This window comes from Methylophaga sp. UBA4204 (genome assembly GCF_002379485.1).
GTDB lineage: Bacteria > Pseudomonadota > Gammaproteobacteria > Nitrosococcales > Methylophagaceae > Methylophaga.
On record NZ_DFTU01000109.1, the window covers coordinates 42,527 to 47,391 of the forward strand.

Genomic DNA, 4,865 nt, shown 5'->3' on the forward strand with positions numbered 1-4,865 from the left:
ACCAGCAGGAAATCAGCGATATTCTGCTTGGTATCCTTGATAGCCGTATTCTGGAAAAACGCTACATCCATAAAACCGGCGAAACGGTCTGGGCAAGATTAAGTATCACCTTGCAACGTGATGACAGTGGCAATCCGTTGCATCTTATTGCCATCACCGAAAATATTACCAATACCAAGCTTGCCGAGGCGCAGCGTTCTGAGGCCGAACGATCATTAATGCAGTTACTGCGTAATCTGCCGGGAGTTGCTTATCGTAGTCTATCTGATGAGCAATGGACTATGCTCTATGTAAGCGAAGCATTCGAACGTTTAACCGGCTATAACGCTGAAGATGTTATCGGCAACCAGCGGATTGAATTTGCCAGCCTTATCCATCCAGATGATCGCGAGAAGATGTATGTTGAAACAATAAAAGCAATTGAGCAAAACCAGCCGTTTCAGGTCGAGTATCGAATAATTCATAAAGATAGTGGTATTCGCTGGTTTTGGGAGCAGGGTAGCGGTGTAAGAGATAAAGACGGCAACATAGTAGCGATTGAAGGCTACATGACCGATATTACGCTGCAAAAAGAAGCAGACGCCAATATTAGGGAGAGTGAGCAACGCTTTCAATTATTATCCAAAGCAACCAACGATGCGATCTGGGACTGGGATCTCCTGACAAACGAACTTTGGTGGAGCGATAGTTTTGCAACCTTGTTTGGCATTGATACCCAATCAAAAAAACCTTCTATTAAAGGCTGGGAAAAACGCATTCATCCTGATGAGCGTAATCGAGTCCTAAACAACCTTAAGCGAGCAATTGAAACCCAACAGCAGAGCTGGTCAGAGAACTATAAGTTTCAACGTCAGGATGGGGACTATGCAGATGTTATTGACCGGGGTTATGTTATTTACAATAACGCTAACGAAGCAATCCGAATGGTTGGTGGTATTACGGATATAACCGATCGTCTTGAAATAGAAGAAAAATTACGGCAATCCCAACGATTGGAAGCCGTTGGTCAATTAACCGGTGGCGTCGCTCATGACTTTAATAATTTGTTGACAGTCATTGTCGGCAATGCCGAAATTATTACTGAGTCACTTGCCAGCGATTCCAAACTACGTGGCCTGTCTGAAATGATCCAGGAGGCAGCAGACCGCGGAGCAGAATTAATTCGCAGTTTGCTGGCCTTTTCCAGAAAGCAGGCACTGGATCCAAAACATATTGATGCCAATCAATTATTAAATAATTTTCAGGGGTTACTAAGCCGATCAATTGGCGAGGCGATTCAGCTTGAGCTGGCGTTGGAACCAGATCTCTGGTTGGCGCAGGTAGATCCGGGACAATTGGAAAATGCACTGTTGAATCTGGCCATCAATGCGCGTGATGCGATGCCATCAGGTGGCAGGTTATTAATTGAAACCCTCAATGTTTCACTCTCCGAAGACTATGGTTCACAACACGATGTTACCCCGGGTGATTATGTCATCATTGGGGTGTCAGATACCGGGGTAGGTATTGCTCCAGAGAATCTGGATAAAGTGTTTGAACCGTTCTACACCACAAAAAGCAAAGATAAGGGTACCGGTCTTGGTTTGGCGATGGTCTATGGATTTGCCCGACAGAGTTATGGTCACATAAACGTTTATTCGGAAGTCGGTCAGGGAACGACCATCAGACTGTATTTACCCCGCTCACCTGAGGAGGTTGCGACGGCAGAAAACGCTTCTGTACTGCATATTCAACCGCAAATCGGCAATGAAAGCATACTTGTTGTTGAAGATGATGAATTGGTTCGCAATTATGTTATTTCGCAATTAGAGTTTATGGGATATAAGGTAATAAGTGCATCAAATGGAAGCGAAGCAATGGAAATCATTCAAAGTGATGCAGATATTGACTTATTATTCACCGATGTGGTGATGCCAGGTGGTATGAGTGGAAGAGAGCTGTCTGATAAGGCGCAGCGAATCCGACCACAATTAAAAGTTTTGTTCACTTCAGGATATACCGAGAACTCTATCGTCCATCATGGTCGGTTGGACCCTGGAGTCATGTTACTGAGTAAACCATATAGTCGAGATGAACTCACCACGAAAATCCGAAAGTCTTTGCAGAACGAGTCATAAATGTCAAAGTGTCTACAGAGTTTATTTTTATTGGATAACCAAGAGTAATCTGGGGCGATGACCGAATTAAAAGTACTCATTCTGGATGACAACAATCTCACTGCAAGAGCAATTGCTAATGTCGCTGAATTTATCGGTCTGTCAGCCAAAATAACCTCTGACTTTCAAAGTTTTCTGGAGATCATCAATGACTGGAGCCCACAATATCTGATTATTGATTTGATTATGCCGGATATGGATGGGGTGGAAGTGCTTGGCGAATTGGGCCGTATGCAAATCGATGCCCAGTTAATCATCACAAGTGGCGCCGGGCAGCAACTATTGCATGCTGCAGCACGTTCGGCCGGTGCGCATGGTCTTAATGTTCTGGGGATTCTTCCCAAGCCCTTTAATCCCAAAGCTTTCCGGGATTTGATTAACGCTGAATCCATCAACACAGCTGACAACACCTTTGGTCAGCAACTCCGCGCTGAAAACCAGACCAATACCCTTACCGTCAATGAGCTGGAACAAGCGATTAACGCGCATGACATTTATCTGGTATATCAACCAAAAGTATCCTGTGTCAGTGGCACGCTAACTGGCCTTGAAGCGCTTGCACGCTGGCAGCACGCAGAAAAGGGCTTCATTTCACCGGAAAAATTTATTCCCTTAGCCGAACAGAATGATCTTATCGACAAATTAACCTTACAGGTATTTGAACAGGCATTACCTTTTCTAAATCAGCTTCAGGAAGCCGATCCGTCGCTAAAAGTCCAGAACAGGGGCTTATTGCTTTCGGTCAATATTTCTGCGGCATCACTCAGTAACCTCGAGCTATTCAAACAAATTGAAATGCTTTGTGAAGCCCATAATATCAAACCGGATCAACTGATCCTGGAGTTGACGGAAACAGCCGCAATGGATGACCCTGTGATATCTCTGGATATTCTGACCAGACTGCGACTGCGAGGATTTCGTTTATCCATAGATGATTTTGGGACCGGTTTTTCGTCGATGTTGGCCTTGGTTCGTATGCCGTTTTCAGAAGTCAAAGTGGATAAAACCTTTGTCATGACTTCTGCGGATTCACGCGAATCAAGACTGGTTATTAAGGCGATTATTGAACTTGCCCACAGTCTGAACATGCAGGTGGCTGCAGAAGGAATTGAAGATAATGCTGCACTGGAGCTGCTACGTAAAATGGGCTGTGATCAGGCTCAAGGATATTTTATTGGTCGTCCCATGTTACCTGAGGCTTTTATTGACTGGTCGAAAAACACGTCAGAACATATTGATTTACAAAGGCTAAAACGCCTACATGGTCTGGGACTTCTGGATAGTGAACCGGAACATCGCTATGACCGGTTAACCAAACTTTGTACACGTTTATTTGATGTGGAGATTAGCCTGATTTCGCTGATAGACGAAGATCGACAATGGATAAAATCGTCACAGGGATTCAGTCAACGGCAAACCGAACGTTCAGTGGCATTTTGTAATCAGACGATTGCTCAGGAAGATATTTTTGTTATTTCCGATACGCTGAATGATAAACACTATGCAGAAAACATCATGGTTACGTCAGCACCCCACATAAGGTTTTATGCTGGTTGTCCAATTCGGGCAAGATCGGGGGAGAAGTTGGGGGCTTTATGTTTAAAACACTCTATTCCCAGAACTTTTACAGATAAAGATAAACAATTATTAAAACAACTGACCGAAATGGTCGAAGAAGAAATCGACTATAACCCACTGTTAGATGAAGATAAGTTGACCGGCTTACTGAATCGTGAGGCTTTCGAACGCAGAGCACAAAAATTACTGAATATTTTTGTACCGTACCAAGCCAGTATTACCATGTATTACTTTGATGTGAATAATTACAAGCGCATCTCCCATGCTCACGGGATTTCTGCAGGTGATGAAGCCCTTATTCATTTTTCCCGAATATTGACAGAAATCTTTACCGATACAGAGTTAATATCTCGACTGGTCGATGACGAGTTTGTCGTTTTGAGTGTATGTGAGCAATCAGAAAACAAACTAGAACAACTGGCTGACGCAGTAAAAAACTATAATGCTAATGTCAGCCCACATCTAAATGTAGAATATACTGTTGGTACGGCTTCCAGTCGCTCGATGGACAACATCGATTTGCAATCTCTATATATGTACGCAGATACCGATCTATACGAGCATAAAAGTCACTAGGGCTTGTTGATCTTTCATAGCCGTCTCTGAAAGTTCAACACAGCTTAAAGCGGTTGAAATATAAAGCGATGGACCAATATTAAAGGTAGTTCATTAATTTTTACTGCTTCACACCAAAACATTCACAATATTTTGCATTAATTCTTCTAACATAATGATTGTTAGAATCGAAGTATATTTATTTTAATTATATGGAAATCCAAACATATAGTTTCTATTTATATATAGTTTTTGTTATTTTGTGCAGACTCAAAGCTCAACTTTTAAGAGATAAGCCAACAACATGAATATCAGGTTGCCCAACGCTCCATTAACCGATGAACAATTGCAACAGCTTAATAATTTACTGCAAGGCCTGGAAGGCTGGCAGGTAGATTGGCTGTCAGGCTATTTGTCAGGTTATCGTGCGGCTCAGGGTGGAACAGCTGCTACGGAAGCTGCACCTTCTCTGCCGGACCAAACGATCAAACTGACCGTGCTTTATGGTTCACAAACCGGTAATACCGAAACGGTTGCCGGCCAACTAGCTGAGAAAGCAAAATCCAGTGGTATTTG

The 4,865-nt window shown here is 43.1% G+C and carries 3 protein-coding genes; all 3 read left to right on the top strand.

The features are described 5' to 3' along the window. On the top strand, positions 1-2,117 hold a 2,117-nt coding region (locus tag B3182_RS16120), incomplete at its 5' end, for a PAS domain-containing protein (RefSeq protein WP_292753512.1). A gap of 57 nt (positions 2,118-2,174) precedes the next feature. Continuing rightward, on the top strand, positions 2,175-4,310 hold the full coding sequence (locus B3182_RS16125) for an EAL domain-containing protein (RefSeq protein WP_292357163.1): 2,136 nt from the start codon (positions 2,175-2,177) through the stop codon (positions 4,308-4,310). 283 nt (positions 4,311-4,593) lie between these two features. Beyond that, positions 4,594-4,865 (top strand): flavodoxin domain-containing protein (locus B3182_RS16130; RefSeq protein WP_349677946.1); only part of this gene is annotated, 272 nt, incomplete at its 3' end.

What these genes read in the sequence shown, in the direction of transcription:
- B3182_RS16125 (WP_292357163.1), top strand. Translation starts at nt 2,175, where the DNA reads ATGACCGAATTAAAAGTACTCATTCTGGATGACAACAATCTCACTGCA.